We start from the raw sequence: 22,746 nt of genomic DNA on the forward strand, positions 1-22,746 counted from the left end.
CCAGGTTTTGCCTGTTGCCCCCATCGTCATGGAATCACGTCATGCAGAAGTTTGCCGCATCCGCACTTGCTTTCACGCTTATTCAGTTTTCGCTTGGCACCCATATGGCGTTCGCGGCCGATGCGACGACACCGGTCAAGGCCATCATGGATGCGACGGTCTCGAACTGGGCGGGCGGCGACAGCGACTGGCAGGATATTTTCGACGAGAGCAAGCTCAAGGATATCTACAGCAAGGATTTTGCAGCGAAATATCAGGCGGCCGCGCAGTTTCCCGCTGCCGACGAGGATGGCATTTCGCCCTTCGACTATGACGTTATCGTCAATGCGCAGGATGCCTGTCCGCTTGAGGAGGTGAAGATCGCCGCCCAGCCGCCGAAGAGCAATGTGACCGAGGTGCTGGCCACCTTCAAGAAATCCGTTTGCATGGGCTCGGATGCCGACTATCAGAAGACGACCGCGGTTCGTTTCGAGGTCATCGAAGAAGGCGGAAAGCCCGTCGTCGACGACATCATTACGAATGATGACAACGGCAATCCAAGTTCGCTGAAGAGCGTGATGGTGGATCTCGTCAAGCAGCAGCAACAGCCGGCAGACCAGACGCAGCAGCCGTCGGATCAGCAGAAGCCGGCCAATCCTCAATAAATCGGCCTGGTTCATTCCGCCGTTTATGCGCAAAAACCTTGCCGATTGGCCGGTGTCTCGTTATTGCGAGCCCGCAGTCGGATGATTTCAGGTCTGTTCGACCCAAAATCATCCGGCTGCGGAATCGAGAAAATAGAGCATGATGTCCTCCGAAAACCGCTGACACTTTTCGGCATCATGCTCTAATTGGCGCGACTTGGTTCGCGCGCGGAGATCTAGGCACATGGCAGGCACCAACAGCGAACGTGCACTTCTGGCCGAAGGACCGGCCATTATTCTGGTCGAGCCGCAGATGGGCGAGAATATCGGCATGGTGGCGCGCGCCATGGCGAATTTCGGTCTTGTCGAACTGCGCCTCGTCAACCCGCGCGATGGCTGGCCGAACGAAAGGGCGCAGGCGACGGCCTCGAAGGCCGATCACATCATCGAGGCGACGAAGGTCTATGAGACGCTGGAGCAGGCGATTTCAGATCTCAATTTCGTCTATGCGACGACGGCGCGCGAGCGGGATGGCTATAAGCCGGTGCGCTCGCCTGTGGTTGCCGCCGAGACGCTTCGCACCAGATTCAAGGCGGGCGAGGGCACCGGCATTCTCTTCGGCCGCGAGCGCTGGGGTCTGACGAACGAGGAAGTGGCGCTGGCCGATGAAATCGTCACTTTCCCGGTCAATCCGGCCTTCGCATCGCTGAACATCGCCCAGGCCGTGCTCTTGATGTCCTATGAATGGATGAAGTCGGGCATGGAGGATGTTGCCGAGGTACCTTTCCAGGCGATCGAGCAGCGGCCTTCGACGAAGGATCAACTTTTCGGGCTCTTCGACCAGCTCGAGGAGGCTTTGGATGCCCGCAATTATTTCCATCCTGCCGGGAAAAAGCCGAAAATGGTCGACAATCTCCGCGCTGTCCTCTCGCGCCGGGCGTTCACCGAACAGGAAATCAGCGTCTTGCGCGGGGTGATCTCGTCTCTCGACCGTTTCACGCGGAAATCTCCGCGCGGCAGCGGCTCGCATCCCAGATCCTCGAAAGCGCCCAAGGAACCCATTAGCGATGACAGCGGTATCGAATGAGCTGAAACCGATCCTTGTCTTTGATTCAGGGATCGGTGGTCTGACGGTGCTGCGCGAAGCGCGGGTGCTGATGCCGGAGCGCGGTTTCATTTATATCGCCGACGATGCCGGCTTTCCCTATGGCGGCTGGGAAGAGCAAGCGTTGAAGGCTCGCATCGTCGATCTCTTCGCCAAGCTGCTGGCCCAATACGATCCGGAAGTCTGCATCATCGCCTGCAACACGGCATTTACGCTTGTCGGCGCCGATCTGCGCGCTGCCTTCCCGCAGATGACCTTCGTGGGCACCGTGCCGGCGATCAAGCCGGCGGCGGAACGGACGCGCTCCGGCCTCGTGTCGGTGCTGGCGACGCCGGGTACGGTCAAGCGCGCCTATACGCGCGACCTGATCCAGTCTTTTGCCACGCAATGCCATGTGCGGCTTGTCGGATCAGAAAATCTGGCACGGCTGGCTGAAGCCTATATTCGTGGCGACGCCGTAGCCGACGAGGCCGTCATGACCGAGATCGAGCAGTGCTTTGTCGACATGGATGGGCGCAAGACCGATATCGTTGTGCTCGCCTGCACCCATTATCCGTTCATGGCCAATATCTTTCGTCGGCTCGCGCCCTGGCCGGTCGACTGGATCGACCCGGCAGAGGCAATCGCGAGACGTGCGCGTAGCCTGGTGCCGCAAGTGGCCGATGCCGTCCATCCCGACAATTTCGACTTTGCGGTGTTTACCTCCGGGGCACCGGATTTTCCCACCCGACGCCTGATGCAGGGCTTTGGGCTCAAGGCTTGATGATGACCGACAAGATTTCATTGCGTAAACTCGATCTCGCGGACATGCCGGCGGCTGCCGCCGTCCACCGGGCTTCCTTCAATGAGCGGTTGTCGACGCTCGCCGGGCTTCATACGCCGGAAGAAGACCTCGGCTTTTGGAGCGCCGTCGTTTTCAAGGATTGCCAGATCTGGGGTGCGGAAGAGGGCGGGCGCCTCGTCGGCGTCATCGCCTTTCTCGAGGATTGGATCGACCAGCTTTACGTGCTGCCCGAGGCGCAGGGCCGTGGCATTGGCAGCCGCTTGCTCGATGTCGCGAAATCCGCCTATCCGGTGCTCTCGCTCTGGACGTTTCAGAGAAATGAGCCTGCGCGCCGCTTTTACGAGAAGCACGGCTTCTTCGCAGTTGACGAGTCGGACGGGGCAGGCAATGAGGAAAAGGAACCGGATGTGCTTTACAAATGGGAAGCACGGTTGCACCGGCTGTAATGCAGGATTTGACTGAGCAGCGGGATATTGGGAGGTCGATATTTGATGCCTTTTGAAAATGATAGCAGTGTTGTCGAGGCAAGCCATGCGTCTGCGTGAATGCCACAACTTCCATGATTTTCGCCTTCTCGCGAAGAAGCGTCTTCCCGGTCCGATCTTCAACTATATCGACGGTGCAGCCGACGACGAGGTGACGTTGCGACGAAACACGTCGAGCTTCGAAAGCTGCGATCTCGTTCCCAACGTCCTGCGCGGGGTCAGCGAGATCGACATGTCTGTCACCGTCATGGGACAAAAGCTGGCGACGCCCTTCTATTGCTCGCCGACGGCGCTGCAGCGGCTCTTCCATCATCAGGGCGAGAATGCGGTTGCCGCCGCGGCCTCCTCGCTCGGCACCATGTTCGGCGTTTCCTCGCTCGGCACGGTCAGCCTTGAGGAAATCCGCAAGAAGCATCAGGGGCCGCAGGTCTACCAGTTCTATTTCCATAAGGACCGCGGGCTGAACCGGGCGATGATGGAGCGGGCGAAGGACGCCGGAGTCAACGTGATGATGCTGACCGTCGACAGCATCACCGGTGGCAATCGCGAGCGCGATCTTCGCACCGGGTTTTCCATTCCGTTCAAGCTCAATCTGGCGGGTCTTACCCAATTTGCCATCAAGCCGGCCTGGGCACTGAATTACGTTACCCATGAGAAATTCCGCCTGCCGCAGCTCGACGAGCATGTGGACATGAGCGGCGGCGCGATGTCGATCGGCAAGTATTTCACCGAGATGCTCGATCCGTCGATGAACTGGAATGACGTCGCCGAGATGGTGAAGCACTGGGACGGGCAGTTCTGCCTGAAGGGCATCATGTCGGTCGAGGATGCCAAGCGCGCGGTCGACATCGGCTGCACCGGCATCGTGCTGTCGAACCACGGTGGCCGGCAGCTCGACGGTTCGCGTTCGGCGTTCGATCAGCTGGCGGAGATCGTCGATGCGGTCGGCCATCGTATCGATGTGATGATGGATGGCGGCATCCAGCGCGGCACGCATGTGCTGAAGGCGCTGTCGCTCGGCGCCAAGGCGGTCGGTCTCGGCCGCTTCTACCTCTATCCGCTGGCTGCCGCTGGTCAGGCCGGGGTGGAGCGAGCGCTCAAGCATCTGCGCACGGAAGTCGAGCGCGACATGAAGCTGACGGGCTGCACCTCGGTCAGTGAGCTGTCGCGCGCCAATCTGCGCTTCAGATAGGCCGCACAATCGCCTGTGGGTTTTTTCAATCCACGGGCGCGGAGCTTGGAAATCTTTGCTAGACGGAGGCGCGTCCTTTCAGAAAGATGGGACGCATCCACATTTGATTCTCGCTGATAGGGGAAGTGCATTGCAGGTCGGCATCGACATGGGAACGGCGTCCGGCGGGACCAGCGCCCAGCTCGATATCGAGGAGCTGCTGGCGACCCGTCTTTTGGTGCAGGGCAATTCCGGCTCCGGAAAGTCGCATCTCCTGCGGCGGCTGCTCGAACAGTCCGCGCAATGGGTGCAGCAGGTCATCATCGATCCCGAGGGCGATTTCGTCACGCTGGCTGACAAGTTCGGGCATGTCGTCGTCGATGGCGAACGCACGGAAGCAGAACTTGCCGGCATCGCCAACCGCATCCGCCAGCACCGCGTTTCCTGCGTGCTGACGCTCGAAGGGCTTGATATCGAGCAGCAGATGCGTGCCGCAGCGGCCTTTTTGAATGGCATGTTCGATGCCGACCGCGAATTCTGGTATCCGGTGTTGGTCGTGGTCGACGAGGCGCAGATGTTTGCGCCCTCGGTCGGTGGCGACGTCTCGGAAGACGCGCGCAAGATGTCGCTCGGCGCCATGACCAATCTGATGTGCCGCGGCCGAAAGCGCGGCCTTGCCGGCGTCATCGCCACGCAGCGACTGGCAAAGCTCGCCAAGAATGTTGCGGCGGAAGCCTCCAACTTCCTGATGGGCCGAACCTTCCTCGATATCGACATGGCGCGCGCCGCCGACCTGCTCGGCATGGACCGCAGGCAGGCGGAAATGTTCCGCGATCTTAAGCGTGGCAACTTCGTTGCGCTCGGGCCGGCACTCTCGCGTCGGCCGCTGCCGATCACCATCGGCACGGTGGAAACCTCGGCGCGTTCATCGAGCCCGAAGCTGATGCCGTTGCCGGATGCGCCGCAGGATGTGGAAGATCTGATCTTCACACCCGATCCGGAAGAATTCGCGCGGCCCGCTGTTCGCCGCGCTACGCCGGCACCGCGCCCGACGACCGATATTCTGGCCGAACTTTCCCGTTCTGTGCCGGCGGCAAGCCCGGCGCCTTCGGAGCCGAAGGTCAGCCAGCAGGAAATTTCGAGCGAAGACAGAGAGGCGAGGGTGAGTGCCGTGCTCTCCGAAATCCTTGATGATCCGGCTTCAGGCTTCCGCACGGATTCGGTGCTCTATCAGGAGTTTCTCGTTCGCTTGCGCATGCGCCGTGTTCCCGGTTCACCAATGGGCCTGCCGGAGTTCCGCCGCCGTGTGGCGATTGTGCGTTCCGGTGCCGACGAGGACGTCATGGCGACGGAGCAATGGGCTACGGCGCTATCGCTTTCCTCCAGCGTCACCGATGATCTGCAGGGCGTTTTCCTGATGCTGGCGAAGGCCGCTATCAGCAGCGAACCGTGCCCGTCGGATGCCCGCATTGCCCGGGCCTACGGCACCCATTCGGCGCGTCGGGCCCGTCGACTGCTGAGCTATTTCGAGGAGCAGGGCAGCGTCGTCGTCCACACGGATTTCTCCGGCAAGCGCATCGTTGCTTTTCCGGACATGAGCTGCCAGACCGCGCCGGGAGACGCCAATGCGCCCGATCTCGAAGGTGGAGAGCAGGCGGCGGCGGAATAGATGCGCAGTTGATACGTATCCGGGATACGCTTATATTGTCTCCATAGGAGATAATTTCATGGCGGTGCGTGATAGAATCCAGCGATATAGACAAACCGGCGGAGCTTCCGACCTCGTGAGGGTGGAAGTTTTGGTTCCGGCCGCTCGTCGCGATGACATTCTTTCACAAGCGGCGGAAATGCGAGCCGAATATCGCCAGCGAAAAGAGCGTCTTCAAGTCGATATAGAGGAGGCGGTTGGTCGCTATGGGATTCGTCTTCTTGATAATATCGATTTGGATCGATTGCCGGATTTGACGCAGAAGGCGAAGGTGATAGCCAGCGCTTTGATGGAACGCGGCGATGCGCGTGCCTTTGCTATGGGGCGCCGCATGCTGGATGAAATCGGGCGATAGTCGATGGCGCTGACGAATCTGCAAAGAGAAATCATGGCGTCCATCGCGAAGAACCGCTCGGAAACCAGCTACGTCGCAGGCGGGCTTGTCCTGAATATGAACTGGCCCCGTCTGTCGGACGATATCGATATCTTTCAAGATACCGACGAGGAAATCGGTCCCGTCGCCGAGCGGGACATGGAAACGCTCAGAAGTGACGGTTTCCGTGTTTATGTCGAGGTGAATGTCTATGGCTGCGTCGAGGCGGAAGTCTCCAAGGCGCAGGAGAATACGCTCATTCAATGGATGAGCGAATCTCGAACCCGGTTCTTCCCGCTTATTCGAGACAAGGAGTGGGGCGCAAGGCTTCACCCAGCGGACCTTGCCGTGAATAAGGTTCTGGCGGCATCAACCCGGACAAAGCCACGGGATTTCGTCGATTTGTTAATGATCGACGAAAGGTTGTCTCCGCTTGGTGCTGTTGTCGTGGCCGCCTCGGGAAAGCCACCGCATTATTCTCCAATCAGGATAATTGATGAAATTCGGCGAAGAGGGCTATCGGTTTCGAACGAGGATTATGATTCCGTGAGAGGTCTTCCAGTCGATTTTGCGGCCAGCGTCATTCGCGACAGGCTTGTGGAGGTGCTGGATGGAGCGGAGCGCTACATTCGATCGGCGCCGCCGGATATAGTCGGTCTGCTTGCGGTCAACGCCAGCGGCATCCCAATTCAGATATCGGCTTTGACCGAAGACGGCGTGCAGTTTCGGAAGGCGACATCCGAGCCGGATCTGATGCCGTCGTTACCGGATGTGCCCGAGGACTGGCGCGGTCTCGGGCGTGCGGAATGAAACTGCGCTTCTCGCCGAACCTGCTGTTGACATTTTCATGACGACCCCTTACAGACCGCCCCAACGCCGGGCAGAAATGTCCGGTGTTTCATTTGACATGTCCCGTGGCTTTCTCCGTTCGCTAATGTGAGAAGCCTGTCAGAGCTCGAAAACGGAGTTCAGAGGAGGGCGTGTTTCCTTCGCGGTTCGGCAACGGGCCGCGGCAACGTTTGAAAGGAAATGCGATGAGCAAGCGCGAATCGTCCAAGTACAAAATTGACCGCCGTATGGGCGAGAATATCTGGGGCCGTCCGAAGTCCCCGGTTAACCGTCGCGAATACGGCCCGGGCCAGCACGGCCAGCGCCGCAAGGGCAAGCTTTCGGACTTCGGTGTGCAGCTGCGCGCCAAGCAGAAGCTGAAGGGCTACTACGGCGACCTGCGTGAAAAGCAGTTCCGCGCCACCTTCGACGAAGCCAACCGCCGCAAGGGCGACACCTCCGAGAACCTGATCGGCCTGCTCGAATCGCGCCTCGACGCGATCGTCTACCGCGCCAAGTTCGTTCCGACGGTCTTCGCTGCCCGTCAGTTCGTCAACCACGGCCACGTCACGGTCAACGGTGTTCGCGTCAACATCGGTTCGTACCGCTGCAAGGCTGGCGACGTTATCGAAGTTCGCGAAAAGTCCAAGCAGCTCGTAACCGTTCTGGAATCGGTTTCGCTCGCTGAGCGTGATGTTCCGGACTATATCGAAGTCGATCACAACAAGATGGTTGCGACCTTCGCTCGCGTTCCGGCTCTCGCTGACGTGCCGTACGCCGTCGTCATGGAACCGCATCTGGTCGTCGAATTCTATTCGCGTTAATAAGCGGATAACTTTCTTGATGAATGAAAAGCCGCTCGTTTCGAGCGGCTTTTTTGTCTTTGGAGCGCCTCATGACGGATTTGCAGGCCATTCTCGACGGTATCCATGCGGAGCTTTCGCCGCGCATCGGCGAAGGCAAGGTTGCCGATTACATTCCGGAACTGGCAAAGGTCGATCCGAAGCAGTTCGGCATGGCGATCGCGACGGTTAACGGCGATGTCTACAGCATCGGCGACGCGGGCATTCCGTTCTCCATTCAGAGCATCTCCAAGGTCTTCATGCTGACCCTGGCGCTGGGCAAAGTTGGCGAGAGCTTGTGGAACCGTGTGGGACGCGAGCCATCCGGCACTGCTTTCAACTCCATCGTCCAGCTGGAGCGTGAAGAGGGAATACCGCGTAATCCCTTTATCAATGCGGGCGCAATCGCCATCAGCGACGTCGTGCTGGCGGGACATGAGCCGCGGGAAGCAATCGGTGAGCTGTTGCGTTTCGTGCGCTATGTCGCCGACGATGAGACGATCAGCATCGACGACAAGGTCGCGCGTTCGGAGACGCAGACGGGTTATCGCAATTTCGCGCTTGCCAATTTCATGCGCGCTTACGGCAATATCCATCATCCGGTCGAGCACGTGCTCGGCGTTTATTTCCATCAATGCGCGCTGTCGATGACGTGCCAGCAGCTCGCCAAGGCTGGGCTTTATCTCGCCGCGCGCGGCAGCAACCCGATCACCGGTCATTCCGTCGTCTCGCCGAAGCGGGCGCGGCGCATCAATGCGCTAATGCTGACTTGTGGCCACTATGACGGCTCGGGGGATTTTGCCTATCACGTCGGCCTGCCGGGGAAGAGCGGCGTCGGCGGCGGCATTCTGGCGGTGGCGCCTGGCATCGGCTCGATTGCGGCCTGGTCGCCGGGCTTGAACAAGGTCGGCAATTCGCAGCTCGGCGCGGTGGCGCTGGAAATGCTGGCGGCGCGCACTGGCTGGTCAGTGTTCGGCGATTGATACCCATGTCTTCTCGTTCGGCTTTCTGCTATCAGCGTGGCGAGACGCAAGGAATGACGGAATGAATATCGCGACGACGGTAAAGGACGACATCGATATCGAGGCTGAGGATGGCGGCTCCGCCGTTCATCCGATGTTTTTCGATGCGCCGCGTTCGGTCTCTTTCAACAAGCTTCGCAAGCGTCTGCTGCGGCAGGTGCGCCAGGCTATGGAAGACTTCCAGATGCTGAAGGGCCAGAAGCGCTGGCTCGTCGGCCTTTCTGGCGGCAAGGATTCCTACGGTCTGCTGGCGCTGCTGCTCGATCTCAAATGGCGCGGTCTGCTGCCGGTGGAGCTAGTTGCCTGCAATCTCGATCAGGGCCAGCCGAATTTCCCGAAGCATATCCTGCCGGAATATCTGACGAAGATCGGCGTTACCCATCGCATCGAGTATCGCGACACCTATTCCATCGTGAAGGAAAAGGTGCCGGAGGGCGCAACCTATTGCTCGCTCTGTTCGCGGCTGCGTCGCGGCAATCTCTATCGCATTGCCCGCGAGGAAGGCTGCGACGCGCTGGTGCTCGGCCATCACCGCGAGGATATTCTCGAAACCTTCTTCATGAACTTTTTCCACGGCGGCCGGCTTGCCTCGATGCCGGCGAAGCTGCTCAACGACGAAGGCGACCTGATGCTGCTGCGTCCGCTCGCCTACGCTGCCGAGGACGACCTCGCCAAGTTTGCGACGGCGATGCAGTTTCCAATCATTCCCTGCGATCTCTGCGGCTCGCAGGACGGGCTGCAGCGCAATGCGATGAAGGACATGCTCGCCGATATCGAACGCCGCATGCCGGGCCGCAAGGACGCGATGCTGCGCGCTTTGGCGCATGTGAACCCGTCGCATCTGCTCGACCCGAAGCTCTTCGATTTCGCTGGGTTGATGACACAGGGATCTTCTGGCGAGCGAGCGTAAATTCAGCCCTTTTGCCACACCGATGTCATCGAATCGGGCATAAGAGGAAGCCCTTTCAAAACAGAGGCTTCCAATGACCTTCTCCGATGCGGATTTCGACTATGTGATGATGATCGTTGCCGAGGCGGCGGCAAAGGAAATCATGCCGCGCTTCCGCAATCTGGATGCAGGCGACATAGCGGAGAAGACCTCGGCTATCGACCTTGTGACCGAGGCCGATCTCTTGGCCGAGCGGCACATCACCGCTGCGCTGAAGGCGCGTTTTCCGAAGGCTGTCATCGTGGGCGAAGAAGCCTATGAGGCTGACAAGTCGGTCGTGCCGACGCTGGCGCATGCGGAATTGGCTTTCACTATCGACCCGGTGGATGGCACGTTCAATTTTGCGGCCGGACTGCCGGTATTCGGGACGATAGTGGCCGTCACCGCCAACGGAGAGACGATCGCCAGCATCATCCATGATCCTGTGCTTGGCGACACCCTGACAGCCGTTAAAGGCGCCGGCGCATTTCTGCGCCGGCAAGGCGGGCAGGCGAGGCGGCTTGCCGTTGCTGAGCCCGCTCCCTTGAGCGCCATGACGGGCGCGATATCCTGGGGCCATATGGACGAACCGGATCGGTCGCGCATCTGCGGCAACCTGTCCGAGACCCGCATGGTTTTCTCAGTAAATTGCTCGGCTTACGAATATTGGATGGTGGCGTCGGGCAAATGGCATTTTATCGGCCATTCCAAGCTGATGCCGTGGGATCATCTGGCCGGCGTGCTGGCGCATCAGGAAGCCGGCGGCTATACGGCCAAATTCGACGGCACGGCCTATAGGCCCGGCGAGACGACGGGCGGCATTATTTCTGCGCCGGATGAGGAAAGCTGGCGGGTGATCCGTCGCGAGATCATCGGCGCCTGACAGAAAGGAAGAAGCATGACATCGCTCGTTGACGTTACGACCCTGGCTCATGTGCTGCGCCGCGCGGCACAATCGGAGATCCTGCCACGTTTCCGCAGGCTCGGCAGCGACGATGTCCGTGCCAAGAGCGAGGCGACCGATCTGGTGACGGAAGCCGACGAGCGTGCCGAGCGCATGATCAAGGCAGAGGTCTCGCGGCTCTGGCCCGAGGCGCTGTTCGTCGGCGAGGAATCGGTTGCGGCCGATCCGGCATTGCTGAAGAAACTTGCGGATGCCGATCTCGCCATCATCGTCGATCCCGTCGACGGCACATTCAATTTCGCGGCCGGCATTCCGGCCTTCGGCGTCATGGCCTCGGTTGTCTCGAAGGGCGAGACGGTTGCCGGCATCATCTTCGATCCGATGGGCGACGATTGGGTGCTGGCGGAACGGGGCGGCGGCGCCTGGCTGCGTCGGCCGGATGGCGAGACGCTGCGCCTTAACGTTGCTTCATCCGTTCCGCTGGACGAGATGGTCGGCATGGCAGCCACCGGCTTTCTGCCCAAGGAGAAGCGCGCGGAGATCATGGGCAATCTCGCCAAAGTGCGTTACACGACCTGCTATCGCTGCGCGGCGCATGAATACCGCACGCTCGCGGGCGGCTATGTCCACTATCTGATGTACAACAAGCTGATGCCCTGGGATCATCTGGCGGGATCGCTGATATCAGCCGAAGCCGGCGCCTATGTCCGCCGCTTCGACGGTTCTCCCTATCTGCCGCACCATCTTGATGGCGGACTGCTGATGGCCGTGGACAAGGATACATGGGAGTTGCTGCGGCGCGAGGTCTTCACTCTCTAAGGAGAGCCGCGCCACGATAGCCGGTATGGCCCCTTGGAAAGTAATGGCTGGAGAGCTATCTTTGCTGCAACAGGCAAGAGCCTTGGTCGGCGCTTGCCGCGGGGATGAGACAGATGTCCGAGACGAGCCGCAAGCTGACCACTATCTTCTGCGCCGATGTGCAGGATTATACGCTCCTCATGGGAAAGGACGAGGAGGGGACGCTATCCACCCTTCGCCGCTACCGCGATGCGATGAAACGACTGATCGAAGCGCATGGCGGCCGCGTCATCAATACCTGGGGCGATGGCGTCTTCGCCGAATTTCCAAGTGTCGTCGAGGCCGTGCGTGCGGCAATCGACACGCAGAATGAGCTTGCCGGCTACAATGCCGTAAGCGATCCCGACAAGCAGATGCTGTTTCGTATCGGGCTCAACCTCGGCGACGTGATCGCCGACGGCGACGATCTCTATGGCGATGGCGTCAATATCGCTGCCCGGCTGCAGTCGCGGGCAGTCCCCGGCGGCATCGTCATTTCCAACACGGTCTACGATCAGGTCCGCAACAAGGTTGCGGTCGGATTCGATTTCCTTGGCCAGCTCGATGTCAAGAACATCGAGGGCGGTGTGCCGAGCTATGCGGTGCGGATCGGCGGCGTGCAGGTTGTCGATACCACGTCAGACTATCGTTCGGCTCCACCTCCCTCGCGTGCGCCCGAAGCTCCCGAACCCGCCGCGGCTCGAGAGGCGGCTATGCCCCTGGATTGGCGGCGCAGTTATGGTGGGGTGCTTATCGTCTGCGTCGGTCTTGCCGCGCTCAACGGGCTGACCTGGCATGGCGATTTCTGGGCAAAATGGCCCATACTCGCCATTCTGTGGGCCGCTGCATTTCGTTACGTTCGCAGCAACAGGCAGATCGATATGGCGATTGCGAGCCTTGTCATCACAGGTATCGGCATCGTGATGATCAATCTGTTCACCTGGCATGGAACGCCATGGGCGATGTGGCCGCTATTCGGTCTTGCGATCGCTGCGGCGCTACGCTGGGTCAGCCGCCCGCGTAGCGACGCATAACGAAGGGGGACACGTTAGAGCATTTCCGTTTTTAAACGGAGTCACGGAAATGCTCTATCTCTTTGTTTTCACGCAATTCCCGACAAAAACCGCTGCGCACTTTTGCTGGAATTGCTCTAGACGTGCCCCATGCCCGGCTCCAGTGCCGGCGTATCGCCGGGATGGGTGAAGAGCTTGCCGCGTTCCGCCCACAGCGTCGCAACGATCGACAACGCACCGAATACCGTGAAACCGGCGAGCAACGGCTGTGCCGTGCCATCGAACATCTGACCGACGACGCCGCCGAGGAGAACGCCCACCGTGGTGGACACCGAGCTGGTGATTGCGGCCGCCGTTCCTGCCAGATGGCCCATCGGCTCCAGGCTGATGGCCATGCAGTTGGTGGTGATAACAGCAAACATCATCAACATGACCGAGATCAATATGTAGATGAAGGTGAAGCTTGGCTGACCGAACATGCCGACGATGTAGCCGATGGCGCCTAAAACGGTGAAGACGATCATGGCCGCGTGCGAAATGCGGCGCATGCCGAAGCTGCGGACGAAATAGCCATTGGCAAACTGTGCGACGGCCGTACCGGCTGCGGTTGCCGCAAAGGCGATCGGGAAAGTTTCTCCGAGACCGTAGACCTCGCCAAAGACCTGCTGCACGGAAACGATGTAGGCGCAGATGACGCCGGTATAGAGCGTCAGGCCGATCATGTAGCCGCAGGTGATGCGGTTGGTGAGTACGGTCTTGAAGCCAGACAGCACGGAAGCAACCGACAGCGGCAGGCGTTCCTCGACCGGAAGCGTCTCCTTCATGCGGAAGAAGGCGACCAGAAAGAGGCCGGCGCTGACGATGCCGATCAGGATGAAGATCCATTGCCAGTTGGAATAGGCAACGATCACTTGGCCGACGAAAGGTGCGACCATCGGCATGATCATGAAGACGATCATGACATAAGACATGACGCGGGCCATTTCGCGGCCGCCGAAGCAGTCGCGGACGATGGCGAGCGTCGTGATGCGCACGGCCGCGGCGCCGACGCCCTGCGCAAAGCGCAGTGCGAGCAGCGCGAAAAGGCTGCCGCTCCAGGCCGCGGCGAACAGCGTCACGGTGTAGAAGGCCAGGCCTCCCAACAGAATGCGCCGCCGGCCATAGGTGTCCGACAGGCTGCCGAAGAAGAGCTGGCAAATGCCGAAACCGAGGAAATAGACGCCGATGACGAGCTGCGTGTCATTCGGATTGGCGACCGAGAGCGACTGGCCGATATTCGGCAGCGCCGGCAGCATGCTATCGATGCCCATGGAAATGCTGGCCGTCATCAGGGCGATCGTGAGGATGAATTCGACGATGCCGAGGCCGATGCGGTTGGAGCCGGATTGTTCCGACTGCTGGGACTGAGGCGGGGTTGTCATTCGAATATGCCTGTCAATGTAACGCGAGAGACTGGTCGGCTGGAGGTGGCGCATTGTGCGGGCGGAACAGCTTTCCTTTTTCAGCGATCAGCACGAAGACGACGCCAATGAGGGAAACGGTAAAGTAACCGATGACCATCGGTGTTGCCGTGCCATTGTAGAACTGCCCGATGCAGGCGCCGATCGATGCGCCGCCGACCGTGCTCATGAAGCCGAGTACGGAGGATGCTGTGCCGGCGACGTGGCCGAGGGGCTCCATCGCGAGAGAATTGAAATTGGAACCGATCCAGCCGAACTGGAACATGGCCAATGCAAAAAAGACCATGAACAGCGGGAAGGGCATTGGCGATGGTCCATAAAGCTGCACCAGCAGCCAACAGAAGGTGATGGCGACAAAGCCGAGCAGGGCCGTGTGCGACAGCCGGCGCATGCCGAACCGGCCGACGAACTGGGAGTTGACGAAAGACGACAGGGCCATGAATGCCGCAACGCCGCCAAACGCCAGTGGCGTATAGACGCCAAGGCCGTAGATGTTGTTGTAGATCTGCTGGGCGGAATTGATGAAGCCGAACAACGCGCCGAAGAGGAATGTGCTCGCCAGAGTGTAACAGAGTGCCACCCGGTCCGTCAGAACGATCTTGAAGCCGGAGGCGACAGACCTCACGGTCAGCGGCCGGACGTTTTCAGGCTTCAGCGTCTCCGGAAGCCGGAAATACATCCAGAGGCCGACGAGCGTTGCCATGGCGCCGATGAAGACGAAGATCATGTGCCAGGTGCTGACCAGCAGGATGATCTGGCCGCTTCCGGGCGCGATGACAGGGACGATCATGAAGACCATCATGATGAGTGACATCACTTCGGCCATCAGGCGACCGCCGAAAACGTCGCGAACAATGGAGACGGTGATGACGCGGGTGGCCGCCGAACCGAGGCCCTGAATGAAGCGGAGCGCCAGCAGGCCGGCAAAGGATGGGATGAGAGCAATGCCGAATGCCGAAATCACGTAGATGGTGATGCCGACCAGGAGTGGCATGCGGCGGCCGAAGCGATCCGACAGGGGACCATAGATAAGCTGGGCCGAGCCGAAGCCGATCAGATAGGCGGTTACGACATATTGCCGGTGGTTCTCGTTCATCACGCCGAGGCTGGAGCCGATCTGCTGCAGTGCGGGAAGCATGATGTCGATGGCGAGCGAATTGATGGCCATCAGGAAGGCCGCGAGTGCGATGAACTCACGTTTGCCCATGGGTAGTTGCCCATGGGACATGGCCTGGGATGAAGTCGTCACGGTTTTATTCCCATAAACATGTCAAGGGCGCCGCCCGGTGGCAGCGCCTTATCGATCAAATTGAACTATGGAAACCGGACGGGGAGCCCGGTGCCCGGTCAGGCGGCGCCGCGAACGCTGATGCCGTGTTCCTGAAGGTGTTGCTGCAACTCGCCCGCCTGGAACATTTCGCGCACGATATCGCAGCCGCCGATGAATTCGCCCTTTACGTAAAGCTGCGGAATGGTCGGCCAGTTGGAATAGTCCTTGATGCCCTGACGGATTTCAGCGTCGGCCAGGACATTGATGCCCTTATAATCGACGCCGATATAGTCGAGAATCTGGACCACCTGGCCGGAGAAACCACACTGCGGGAACTGGGGCGTGCCTTTCATGAAGAGAACGACGTCGTTGTTCTTAACTTCGTTGGCGATGAATTCCTGAATGCCGCTCATTGTCCAGTTCCTTTCACATGCGGGGTCAAGGTCCGCAGCGTTACATCTGTCCCTTAAATAGCAAGCACCCGGCTTGATTTCCAGCGGCAAAACGTAGGTGCCATCTTTTTCATCGCATGAATAGATTTCCGGCATCACCTGTTAACAGGAACGTCCAGAAAGTGTCGATTGGCTTTCATTTCTGAACAGTGCGTTTTGAAATCACCTCTTCAACTCCAAGCCTGAACAACACACATCAATTTAAAATCAAGGGACGATGAATATTAGTATGCTACCTAATTTACAAACCATCGGTATGTTTGTTAGAGTTTGCCGATTGATGCGATTTGGCGCGTATCGATCCCTTGTCGGCATTGCATTCGCATTTTTAAGGGAGCGGACTCCATGAGCCACCATCACTATTCCGAAGGACAGGTTGGTGAAGAGCGGGAATTTTATAGCTCTGAAGATACGAGTGAAGGCGAGCGGGAATATTACGAACATGTGCGCACACCGCGAGCATCGATCCTGAACAGCACCGTGACCGTAAGCGCCATCGTGCTTATTCTGAGCATCGCTTTCGGTTACCGTGCCTCGACCGCACCGACGCCGCAATCGACCACGCCGCCGGCCGTCGAGAAAATCATAACGGCGCCGTCGCTGGACTCTTGTGCTGATATCTCTCCATATCCGCGCCGGGAATGCTGATATGCCGGAACTCGGATTTTTACCCTTGGTATGGAGAAAAAGCCGGCTGAGGACGGTTGTGTATCCGCCATGCGGGCTGAAGCGATTATAAACGTTTGATCCTATGTTTTTGTTTTTGGGATGATTTGTTGCAGCCTGCCATGAAAAAGCCAGCAGGCCATGGTCTTGGCGATTTTCAGATTTTATCAGTGCTACTGGCGCCCCGGGGACAGACTACAATATGAATCCTATCAAGAAGAGGGTGGTTCTCCACTTCCCCGGCTTCGAGCCGCTGGACGCTGCCGCACATCGGGCTCGTTATGAGCGTTCCGCCCGGCAGAGCGCCGCCGCCTGGGATTTTTCCGCCTCGGTCGGGGAATTGAAGAATTTTGGCCGGGCACCGTATTTCGATGTCACGGCGACAGCTGCGGATTGGCATATCCAAAGCCGGATTCATATCGTCGATCATAACGATCTGGTGGCAGTCCTGAACGGCAGGTCATTCTTCACGCGGCTCATCCAGGGCTATCTTGCTGCCGCAAGGGTTGCCATTTCGGGCGGCATGGCCGGCTATTTCCGTCATGCATGGCGCTTCGGCCTGTTCTTCATCTTTCCCTTTCTGCTGATGTTCGTGGGGCTGATTCTCAGCCTATCGATCGCGTTTACGCCAATCCTGTTCGGACTGCCGGCCTGGAGCCATATCGGCAGTATCGCGCTCGCGGTCGCCTTCTTCGTCTATGTCTTCCTGCCGCAGGCCGAGAAGCTGCATACTCTGCACCTCTTCTCCGACTGGGAAATGGCGGTCGCGATGGCGGGATTGAACGGAATAGGCGCCGAACAGTGGCTGGAAGCAAGCGCCGTCAGCGTCCGGCAAGCCTTGGATGAGCCCGACGTCGAAGAATTCGTCATCTCCTCGCATAGCATGGGCTCGTCCGTAGCAGCTCACGTAGTTGGCCTGTTGCTTGAGCGTGAGCCGGAACTGTTGCGGGGCAAGCGCGTGGTGTTTACGACACTTGGCAGTGCCATTCTGCAATGCGCCCTCATGCGGCCGGCAAAGGTGCTGCGCTCACGCGTGGGATTGATCGCACGCTGCAAGGACATCTTCTGGCTCGACGTACATTGTCTGACCGATGCGATCCATTTTTATAAGACAAAGGTCGCCGCCGTTTGCGGACACGAGGATGCCCGGCAGGCTTCGATCCTGTTCATACGCTTCAAGCAGATGCTGTCGGAGAAGCATTACAAGAAGATCAAGCGCGATTTCCTGCGGGTTCACCGGCAATATGTGCTCGGTCCCGATGTGAGGGCGTTCTTCGACTTCACGCTGATGACGGCCGGTCCGCTGCCGGCTTCGGATTTCGCTGAATTCTCACCGAAGAGATTGCCGGAGCTGAGCTTCAACTCCGGCGAAGAGGCGCAAGCGCTCTCAGTCGGGCGCTGACGTCTGCAGCGCAAGGGCGTGCAGCACGCCGCCCATATTGCCCTTCAAGGCATCATAGACCATCTGGTGTTGCTGCACGCGGCTCTTGCCGCGGAAGGCTTCCGCGACAACTTCGGCGGCATAGTGATCGCCATCCCCGGCCAGGTCGCGAATCGTCACCTTGGCGCCGGGAATGCCGGCCTTGATCATGTCTTCGATATCGCCGGGGTTCATGGGCATGAGTGGTACCTCGATTATTCCGCGGCAGCGAGCGCGCTGCCGTCCATGAAGGCAGGAAACCACGATTCATGCGCCTCGCGCAACTGTTCAACCGGAAGCGTTAACAGGCCATCGACCACGAGTGCGTCACCGCCAACCGTACCAAGGCGGCGGAAGGGTACGCCGGCGCTTTCCGCATTGATGCAGACGAAATCGGCGACATCGGCCGGAACGGCGATGACGTAGCGGGCCTGATCTTCGCCGAAAAGTGCCGCATGCGGCAGCGTCCGGCCTTCGCTGAGGTCGATGCGCAGGCCCTTGCCGGATGCCATCGCCATTTCTGCCAGAGCGAGTGCAAGGCCGCCGGAGGAGATGTCGTGGCAGGCCGTAACCTGGCCATTGCGGATGGCGGAGCGGACGAAATCGCCATTCCGGCGTTCGGCGAAGAGATCGACTTCCGGAGCCGGGCCGTCGGTCGAGCCGATGATATCGCGCAGATAGATAGATGAGCCGAGATGGCTGCCGTCGAGGCCGATCATCAGCACGCGGTTGCCTTCGGAAGCGGAGCCGATGCGGGCCATGGCCTTCCAGTCCGGCAGCAGGCCGACGCCGGCGATGGTCGGGGTCGGCAGGATCGCGACGCCGTTGGTTTCGTTGTAGAGCGAGACGTTGCCGGAGACGATCGGGAAATCCAGCGCGCGGCAGGCGTCGCCGATGCCTTTGATCGCGCCGACGAACTGACCCATGATCTCGGGCTTTTCCGGATTGCCGAAGTTCAGGTTATCGGTCGCGGCCAGCGGCTCGGCGCCGGTTGCCGTGATGTTGCGCCAGCATTCGGCGACGGCCTGCTTGCCGCCTTCGAACGGATCGGCTTCGACATAACGTGGCGTGACGTCGGAGGAGAAGGCGAGAGCCTTGGTCGGGTGACCCTCGACGCGGACGACGCCGGCATCGCCGCCGGGAAGCTGCAGCGAATTGCCCTGGATCAGCGTATCGTACTGTTCGTAGACCCAGCGACGGCTGGACTGGTTGGCAGAGCCAACGAGCTTCAGCAAAGCCTGACCGTAGTCTTCTGGCGCAGCGACAAGATCGGCAGGCAGGGCGGCGCGCTTGTCGGATTCCCGCCACGGACGGTCATATTCCGGAGCCTGGTCGCCGAGATCCTTGATCGGCAGGTTGGCGACTTCTTCGCCCTGATGAATGACGCGGAAGCGCAGGTCGTCGGTGGTTTTGCCGACGATCGCGAAATCCAGACCCCACTTGACGAAGATCGCCTTGGCGACGGCTTCCTTTTCCGGCTGCAGCACCATGAGCATGCGCTCCTGGCTTTCCGACAGCATCATTTCATAGGCGGTCATCTGCTCTTCGCGTACCGGCACCTTGTCGAGCTCGAGCTCGATGCCGAGGTCGCCCTTGGCGCCCATTTCGACGGCGGAGCAGGTGAGGCCGGCGGCACCCATGTCCTGGATGGCGATGACGGCGCCCGTCTGCATCAGTTCCAGGCAGGCTTCCAGCAGGCATTTTTCGGTGAAGGGGTCGCCGACCTGAACGGTCGGGCGCTTTTCCTCGATCGATTCGTCGAATTCGGCCGACGCCATGGTGGCGCCGCCGACGCCGTCACGGCCGGTCTTGGCGCCGAGATAGACGACCGGCAGGCCGACACCCTTGGCTTCCGACAGGAAGATGGCATTCGACTTGGCAAGGCCGGCCGCAAAGGCGTTGACCAGGATATTGCCGTTGTAGCGCGCATCGAACTCGACTTCGCCGCCGACAGTCGGGACGCCGAAGGAATTGCCGTAGCCGCCAACGCCGGCAACGACGCCGGAGACGAGGTGGCGGGTCTTCGGGTGATCCGGCTCGCCGAAACGCAGGGCATTCATGGCAGCGATCGGGCGGGCACCCATGGTAAAGACGTCACGCAGAATGCCGCCGACGCCTGTGGCAGCGCCCTGATAGGGCTCGATATAGGAGGGGTGGTTGTGGCTCTCCATCTTGAAGACGACGCAGTCGCCGTCATCGATATCGACCACGCCGGCGTTTTCGCCGGGGCCCTGGATGACGCGCGGCCCCTTGGTCGGCAGGGTGCGAAGCCACTTCTTGGAAGACTTGTACGAGCAGTGCTCGTTCCACATGGCCGAGAAGATGCCGAGCTCGGTAAAGGTGGGCTCGCGGCCGATCAGATCCAGAATGCGCTGATATTCATCCGGCTTGAGGCCGTGGGCGGCAATCAGTTCGGGGGTGATCTGGATCGAATTGGAAATGGTCATGGGCGCTCGAGTGTCCTTGCCTGTAAAGGATTGGAAGACCGGTCAGGGGATCGGGGTCTCTTTAGCGCAAGTCTCCCTGTCGTGCGACAGGAAAATCACCGGCGTTCACAACACGCCGGCATTGATGCCGGGGAAATCGAGCGCGCGGCCATCGCTGACCGCTGCGCGAGATCAGAACTTGTAGCCGACCATGAGGCCGACGCGCGTCATGCCGCCATTGGGGCCGTCACAAAGATTGGCGTGCGAGGAATGCGCGATCTGCGCCATCATGTTCCAGTGGCTGTCGAAATTGTAGCCGAGGCCGGCATATTCGTGGAAGAGCAGGCGACAGCCCAGCATCGGGCCATGGTCCTGCCAATTGTCAAGGTTGCCGGTATGGACCGTGCCGCCGAAGCCAACTTCCGTGAAGATGCCGTTGCTGTGGGTGAGCGTCCAGGAGAGGCCGCCGTAAACCTGGGTCGCCGAACCGGCGGTACCGATCGAAGTTCCGACATGGATGCGAGGATGGGTCAGCTGATCCTTCCAGTCGGCGGTCGGATTGTAGCCGAACGGATTGAAGAGCACCTGGACATCCGGAAAAACGCCGTTCTCGTGATCATATCCGCTCTGAATGGAGCCGCTCGCGCCGAAACGGAGTTCGTCGAAGATCTTGACTGGGGCGGCAGGAGCAGCCGTCACCGTATCTGCAGCGGTTGCGGCCGATTGACCTGCAACAAATACCGAACTGACTGCCAGAAAACTCGAAACTAAACGCTTGCTGAAAAAGCCTGCAATAGCCATGCACTCCCCCTGGTGTGGCGGGCGAATCCTCATTTTTTATTGATAGAATGGTAGCGTGCTAAGTGTCGAGATGGCGAAATCGCAATTGTGTAAGATGTCTGTCGATAAATTGATAAGGCTTGCTTAAATGTGACTATCGTATCCCGATGAGCCGTTTTCCAGCAACCTGCGTAATGTCATGAAGCCGGCCGCAACATCTTCCCGCTGTGGAGGCGACGAGAAAGCGACTCGGACCCTGTGGAAAACACGTTCGATTCGAGCTGCCTTGAACTCGTCTTCGTCATCGATCAATACCCCCTCGGTCAGGGCGGCATTCTTGAATGTGCCTGATAACCAGGGTTCGGGCAGCTTCAGCCACAGGAACGGCAGATGCGGATGCGAATTGAACTCAAAGCCCGCCAATGCCTCGCGCGCCAGCTGCTCGCGTGCCTTGATTTCTTCGACCGCTTTGCGACGCAACTCCAATGCGTGACCGCCCAGGACGAGCCTGGCGCAGGTTTCGGCCAGGATGAAGGGCAGGCCGCCCGTCGTCATCTTATGGGTGACCTTGATGCGCTGAGCGAAATGTGGCGGGCAGGCGACCCAGCCGCCGCGCACGCCAGCCGTCACCGATTTCGAGAGACTGCTGACCACGAAGGTCCGTTCCGGCGCAATGGTGGCCATAAGCGGATTCTGGTCGCCGGTCATGCCGCCATAGAGATCGTCCTCGATCAGCCAGACGCTGTGCCGGCGTGCAATGGCGGCAATCGCCCGGCGTCTTGCCTCGGGCATTGTCACCAGTGTGGGATTATGGGCTGTCGGCATCAGGAAGGCGAGACGCGGATGCTGCTGCTGGCATAGGCGCTCGAAATCCTCGGGGATCATGCCGTGCTCGTCCGAATCCACCAGGATCGTACGGCGTCCGAGCAGGCGTGCAGCGCGGCTGATCTGCGTATAGGTGAGGTTTTCGAAGACGATCTTGTCGCCCGGTGAGGTAACGGCCGAAATGACCGCAATTGTGCCGGCATGGGCGCCGAGCGTCGGCACGATTGTCTCGATTGCCGGCTGCCAGCCGTTACGGGCAAGCCAGATCTGTCCTGCCTCGAACCAGCTCGCCGGGAAGTTCCTTGAATAGGAGGAGATTTCTGTCTGGTGCTCACTGCTGATGTCGGCAAAGAGCTTGCCGATGATCACACCCTGGCCGATATCGGGAGCGGCGGTCGTATCGAAGCGGATCTTGGCATCCGGCGTATTCAGGCCGCGGGTGCCGGCAAGCGCCTGCGTGATCGGATCCACGAGTTCGATCTGCTTGCCATTCGAACGTTCCAGAACATAGGTGCCGCGGCCGACTTCGCCGGCGACCAGACCGCGTTCGTGCACGAGGGCATAGGCCCGGCTGACCGTGCCGATGGTGACGCCGATATCATAAGCAAGATTGCGCTGTGGCGGCAGCTTGGTGCCGGGCGGCAATACGCCATGGGTAATGGCATGTTCGATGGCGTCGGCGACGCGGATATAGACCGGGCCGGTTCCGCTTGAAATGTCAGGAAGCCAATTTGTCATAATGACAATTTCCTAGATTGTCTCCGTTGTGGAGTCAAGCATATGAGTCAATTTGTATCGTTTGGCTCGATACATCACAATTGTCA

Annotated in this window: 23 protein-coding genes; 16 read left to right on the top strand and 7 right to left on the bottom strand. The window is 59.7% G+C overall.

From position 1 onward, the window contains the following. Nucleotides 1-41: 41 nt before the first annotated feature. From GA0061103_RS26270 to GA0061103_RS26335, 14 genes are all read left to right on the top strand, one after another. Nucleotides 42-644 carry a hypothetical protein gene (locus tag GA0061103_RS26270; RefSeq protein ID WP_208603567.1) on the top strand — a complete coding sequence of 201 codons (603 nt, stop codon included), beginning with the start codon at nt 42-44 and terminating at the stop codon, nt 642-644. 223 nt (nt 645-867) lie between these two features. After that, a complete protein-coding gene (locus GA0061103_RS26275; RefSeq protein WP_092716369.1) occupies nt 868-1,710 on the top strand; it encodes an RNA methyltransferase in 843 nt (280 codons plus the stop codon). Continuing rightward, nucleotides 1,691-2,491 carry a glutamate racemase gene (gene murI / locus GA0061103_RS26280; protein WP_092716371.1) on the top strand — a complete coding sequence of 267 codons (801 nt, stop codon included), beginning with the start codon at nt 1,691-1,693 and terminating at the stop codon, nt 2,489-2,491. The genes GA0061103_RS26275 and murI overlap by 20 nt, the downstream gene beginning before the upstream one ends. A gap of 2 nt (nt 2,492-2,493) precedes the next feature. Then, complete coding sequence (locus tag GA0061103_RS26285; protein WP_092716519.1) at nt 2,494-2,958, top strand: GNAT family N-acetyltransferase; 465 nt, start codon at nt 2,494-2,496, stop codon at nt 2,956-2,958. An 85-nt stretch (nt 2,959-3,043) separates the two neighbouring features. Beyond that, on the top strand, nt 3,044-4,189 hold the full coding sequence (locus tag GA0061103_RS26290; RefSeq protein ID WP_092716373.1) for an alpha-hydroxy acid oxidase: 1,146 nt from the start codon (nt 3,044-3,046) through the stop codon (nt 4,187-4,189). 130 nt (nt 4,190-4,319) lie between these two features. Continuing rightward, on the top strand, nt 4,320-5,837 hold the full coding sequence (locus tag GA0061103_RS26295) for a helicase HerA domain-containing protein (protein ID WP_092716375.1): 1,518 nt from the start codon (nt 4,320-4,322) through the stop codon (nt 5,835-5,837). A 58-nt stretch (nt 5,838-5,895) separates the two neighbouring features. Next, nucleotides 5,896-6,231: a hypothetical protein gene (locus tag GA0061103_RS26300; RefSeq protein ID WP_092716377.1), complete on the top strand. Its 336-nt coding sequence runs from the start codon at nt 5,896-5,898 to the stop codon at nt 6,229-6,231. Between the two features lie 3 nt (nt 6,232-6,234). Then, nucleotides 6,235-7,059, top strand: coding sequence for a hypothetical protein (locus GA0061103_RS26305; RefSeq protein ID WP_167376651.1), 825 nt, complete (start codon nt 6,235-6,237; stop codon nt 7,057-7,059). Nucleotides 7,060-7,283: 224 nt separating this feature from the next. Beyond that, nucleotides 7,284-7,901 (top strand): 30S ribosomal protein S4, encoded by a 618-nt coding sequence (gene rpsD, locus GA0061103_RS26310; RefSeq protein ID WP_092716378.1) that lies wholly within the window; start codon nt 7,284-7,286, stop codon nt 7,899-7,901. 71 nt (nt 7,902-7,972) lie between these two features. Beyond that, nucleotides 7,973-8,902, top strand: a complete 930-nt coding sequence (locus GA0061103_RS26315; RefSeq protein ID WP_092716380.1) for a glutaminase — start codon at nt 7,973-7,975, stop codon at nt 8,900-8,902. 61 nt (nt 8,903-8,963) lie between these two features. Beyond that, entirely contained in the window at nt 8,964-9,851 is an 888-nt protein-coding gene (gene ttcA, locus GA0061103_RS26320; RefSeq protein WP_092716382.1) for a tRNA 2-thiocytidine(32) synthetase TtcA, read from the top strand. A gap of 73 nt (nt 9,852-9,924) precedes the next feature. After that, nucleotides 9,925-10,752, top strand: a complete 828-nt coding sequence (locus tag GA0061103_RS26325; protein WP_092716384.1) for an inositol monophosphatase family protein — start codon at nt 9,925-9,927, stop codon at nt 10,750-10,752. 15 nt (nt 10,753-10,767) lie between these two features. Next, on the top strand, nt 10,768-11,592 hold the full coding sequence (locus tag GA0061103_RS26330) for an inositol monophosphatase family protein (RefSeq protein WP_092716386.1): 825 nt from the start codon (nt 10,768-10,770) through the stop codon (nt 11,590-11,592). Nucleotides 11,593-11,705: 113 nt separating this feature from the next. Beyond that, nucleotides 11,706-12,644 (top strand): adenylate/guanylate cyclase domain-containing protein, encoded by a 939-nt coding sequence (locus GA0061103_RS26335; RefSeq protein ID WP_092716388.1) that lies wholly within the window; start codon nt 11,706-11,708, stop codon nt 12,642-12,644. A 116-nt stretch (nt 12,645-12,760) separates the two neighbouring features. Here the strand turns inward: GA0061103_RS26335 and GA0061103_RS26340 are convergent, their stop codons facing one another. The 3 genes from GA0061103_RS26340 to grxD form a co-directional block, all read right to left on the bottom strand. Next, nucleotides 12,761-14,044: a multidrug effflux MFS transporter gene (locus GA0061103_RS26340; protein WP_092716390.1), complete on the bottom strand. Its 1,284-nt coding sequence runs from the start codon at nt 14,042-14,044 to the stop codon at nt 12,761-12,763. 13 nt (nt 14,045-14,057) lie between these two features. Continuing rightward, nucleotides 14,058-15,290, bottom strand: coding sequence for a multidrug effflux MFS transporter (locus tag GA0061103_RS26345; protein WP_092716392.1), 1,233 nt, complete (start codon nt 15,288-15,290; stop codon nt 14,058-14,060). Nucleotides 15,291-15,430: 140 nt separating this feature from the next. Then, the gene (grxD, locus tag GA0061103_RS26350; RefSeq protein ID WP_047633128.1) at nt 15,431-15,766 is read right to left on the bottom strand and encodes a Grx4 family monothiol glutaredoxin; all 336 of its coding nucleotides are present in this window, start codon (nt 15,764-15,766) and stop codon (nt 15,431-15,433) included. A gap of 384 nt (nt 15,767-16,150) precedes the next feature. Between grxD and GA0061103_RS26355 the strand changes: the two genes are divergently transcribed. Next, a complete protein-coding gene (locus GA0061103_RS26355) occupies nt 16,151-16,453 on the top strand; it encodes a hypothetical protein (protein ID WP_092716394.1) in 303 nt (100 codons plus the stop codon). A gap of 220 nt (nt 16,454-16,673) precedes the next feature. Continuing rightward, nucleotides 16,674-17,873, top strand: a complete 1,200-nt coding sequence (locus tag GA0061103_RS26360) for a hypothetical protein (RefSeq protein WP_092716396.1) — start codon at nt 16,674-16,676, stop codon at nt 17,871-17,873. Here GA0061103_RS26360 and GA0061103_RS26365 read toward each other — a convergent pair. The 4 genes from GA0061103_RS26365 to GA0061103_RS26385 all read right to left on the bottom strand — a co-directional run bounded on the left by GA0061103_RS26365 (nt 17,859) and on the right by GA0061103_RS26385 (nt 22,660). Beyond that, nucleotides 17,859-18,092, bottom strand: a complete 234-nt coding sequence (locus tag GA0061103_RS26365) for a BolA family protein (protein ID WP_004108912.1) — start codon at nt 18,090-18,092, stop codon at nt 17,859-17,861. The genes GA0061103_RS26360 and GA0061103_RS26365 overlap by 15 nt on opposite strands. Before the next feature lie 14 nt (nt 18,093-18,106). Beyond that, nucleotides 18,107-20,338 (bottom strand): phosphoribosylformylglycinamidine synthase subunit PurL, encoded by a 2,232-nt coding sequence (gene purL, locus GA0061103_RS26370; protein WP_092716398.1) that lies wholly within the window; start codon nt 20,336-20,338, stop codon nt 18,107-18,109. Nucleotides 20,339-20,509: 171 nt separating this feature from the next. Then, nucleotides 20,510-21,118 (bottom strand): acyloxyacyl hydrolase, encoded by a 609-nt coding sequence (locus tag GA0061103_RS26380; protein WP_245304869.1) that lies wholly within the window; start codon nt 21,116-21,118, stop codon nt 20,510-20,512. A 123-nt stretch (nt 21,119-21,241) separates the two neighbouring features. Then, entirely contained in the window at nt 21,242-22,660 is a 1,419-nt protein-coding gene (locus GA0061103_RS26385; protein ID WP_092716402.1) for an aminotransferase-like domain-containing protein, read from the bottom strand. Nucleotides 22,661-22,746: the final 86 nt, after the last annotated feature.

The organism is Martinezella multihospitum (genome assembly GCF_900094585.1).
Taxonomy (GTDB): domain Bacteria; phylum Pseudomonadota; class Alphaproteobacteria; order Rhizobiales; family Rhizobiaceae; genus Rhizobium; species Rhizobium multihospitium.